Source organism: uncultured Muriicola sp. (assembly GCF_947258935.1).
In the GTDB taxonomy this organism is placed as follows: domain Bacteria; phylum Bacteroidota; class Bacteroidia; order Flavobacteriales; family Flavobacteriaceae; genus Muriicola.
Map to the genome: position 1 here is coordinate 1 of NZ_CAMYKH010000153.1, position 2699 is coordinate 2699.

The window sequence follows — 2699 nt, forward strand, 5'->3', positions numbered from 1 at the left end:
TTGGATAAAGAAACACAAGCATGTTTTATCTTCAAATTAGCATTGGATCCTTGCCTTCTCAAAAAAAGATACTCAATTAGGGACCTTTTATTCCGTCTGCTTAATTATTCTGGATTGAGGGTTGGAAAAAGGATGATACATAAAATGGGTTATCTCTTTGTATACCAAGAACTACCCTTTTGAAGAATTTCATTTTTGCCTAAAAAACTTATCAAAATACTTTTTAAAACCTGATGTGCATCATTGTCCTGCCTGTTTTGATGAGCTATATTAAGGCTACTATAAGTAGATATCCTTAAAACTACACCAATGAAAAAGATTTTAGTATTACTGTGTGTAATTAATGTAGTAACAATAGGACTTGCCCAGGTAGATAACTGTTCTGAACCCAGGGTAGCTGTATTTTTTGATGGGATTGTACAAGTAACCAGCAAAGAGGTTTTTTTTTCATATGCAAATTCCTATTACACTCCTCAGACGGAGGAAATGTGGATAAACCAGATCAAGGCAGAGGTCCTAAAGGATTTGAAAAGCATTTCGCCTACTACGGAATTTGTAGAGGTTTCCGGAAGTGTCCCAGATGAATTCGATTACTATTTCTCCTACAGCCTCAGTGTAACCGGAAGCCGCGAAAAAATTAGAATTCCCGGTCCAGATGATATTTATCGAGACAAGTATACAGGTTTTCAAATAGAGAGTCGCTTTGGCACAAGATCAGCCTGTGGTACTGAGGGTATGATTATTAGTGCCGAACTAACATGGGACCGGGAATTAATGATAGCGATCTTTAGGAATGTGGCTGAATTAGGTGATTTGGAACCACGTATTTTCGATTATGAAGAATCTCATCCTCTGCCACCGCGAGGACCAGAGATGACGATATCCATTAAAAAGGAATATGTATCCCCTATCCAAGGCAATCGTTCAATGGATATTAAGATCGATGTAACAAATTGTGAAGGTGAGGTTGTATATGGTATTAAACCTGGCCAAAAGGTAGCATTACAGGAAAAAACTGAACGTGCAGAACTTGAACCGACCCGTCGCTTCCCTCAAGGTGGTGGCCAAAAGTACGCAGGGGGGCTTATTTTGGAGATCATAAAGCCTGTTGGTGCTTCTGCTACCTTTACTCTGAAAAACGGCATAGATACTGATATGGAAACGGTTAAGATCCTAACTTGTGGCCGCGATAAGAAAGTAACGAAGATACAAGATATAACGATTAGAGGACTTGAGTTGGAAGTGAACCCTGACCGCCAAGAGATCACAGATCCGGACGGTAATGAATACCCCGTAGAAGGAAAAGACCTGCAAGTCAAAGTGACCGGTTTGCAAGATGGAGACATTTCGACCAAAGGTGGATATACAACTAATGATAGAGGCGAGGTGATTATGATCTACAAAGCAGGAAACAACGATAAAATGATCAATATTACAGCGAGTTTCCAACCTGTTGATTGGCCCGATAAAGTAGAAGGGAAGGGAACTATCAGAGTGAAGCCACTAGAATATGATGCAACGCTTACCCTGAAAGCCACCTATGAACAAAAAATAGAGTTTGATACGGAGGAAATCACAACGAATAAAAACTGTGAAAGTACCATAGGGAAGGGTCGCCGTCTGAATGAAAAAATAGAGTCCTCAATATACGTCGACTTGAAACTGATAGAGAGAGCAGAAATGCCTATGTACAATCAAACGTGGGAATATTATGAACCCATAAATGTCAACCTGGCTTTGTTTAACTTATTCTCTAACGATAAACGTGCAGACTATGGTAATCATACTGGGAATAATTGTGCTGAAGTAAGATATGAAACCAATGTACAAACTCAAAAAACACTCAAGAACAAAGAAATCGAAGGCGTTACAAATGCTGTATGGATCGTTGCTTTTGATAATGAGTCAGGCAAAGCATTAAAGATTATTCCGGGGGGCTATGATATATCTTATGAATATGACGAAAAAGAAGACATGAATTCGGTTATTTGGTCAGATAACGGTACAACAGAAAAATCAGATAGTCAAACAAAAACAAGAGAAAGAAGTTTTGCTTTTGGCCCGGTTGAGGACCCTGAGCCCGATCCTACAGCAAAATCAAGCGATCAATGGCTTCAGGATTATATCAAAGAAAATATAGGTGATTTGCCTCTTGAGATTGCTGCTCAGATACCTAAAACAGATCCTGAGGAATTAGAGAGTGAGATCAATCCGGATGTTATAGTGCAATTTGGGGATGGTATAGCATACTTTGGTGGAGACGGAAGAAAAGAGCTCAATCAACAGATCGAAGGAGGATTCAAGTTGTTTGTAGAAACCTACAGGTGGCAAATGACAAGAAAAAAAAGAAACTGAATTAATTATCCATTAAGCCTAACACCAAAAACAAGTTCTTTGTTGAGGTGGAATGGGATATTGAAAAGGATGAGATAGTCGGTCATGCAGCCCTTTAAATACGATCAGGCGTTGGATATGTATGGTAATGTTCCGAAGGGGATTTGATTAACTAACCCCCTCAGAGGAAAACACTAGGTTTGGGCCTTTAATCTCGTGTAAATAATTTTTCTGGAATGAGAATTGTCAAATTCGGTGTTCTTAAATGAAAATTATATCTGAATTTGAGAAAAATCGCGAATTGTTGGCTAATGATTGACTAATAAAAACGAAAAACCCTTGAAAATCAAATGATTAACAAGGGT

Annotated in this window: 2 protein-coding genes; both read left to right on the plus strand. The window is 38.7% G+C overall.

What is annotated here, in order from left to right; translation table 11 throughout:
* Positions 1-183: hypothetical protein (locus tag Q0X72_RS13860; RefSeq protein WP_297766629.1), on the plus strand; the 183-nt coding region annotated here is incomplete at its 5' end.
* A gap of 126 nt (positions 184-309) precedes the next feature.
* A complete protein-coding gene (locus tag Q0X72_RS13865) occupies positions 310-2355 on the plus strand; it encodes a hypothetical protein (RefSeq protein ID WP_297766631.1) in 2046 nt (681 codons plus the stop codon).
* The last annotated feature ends 344 nt before the right edge of the window (positions 2356-2699 follow it).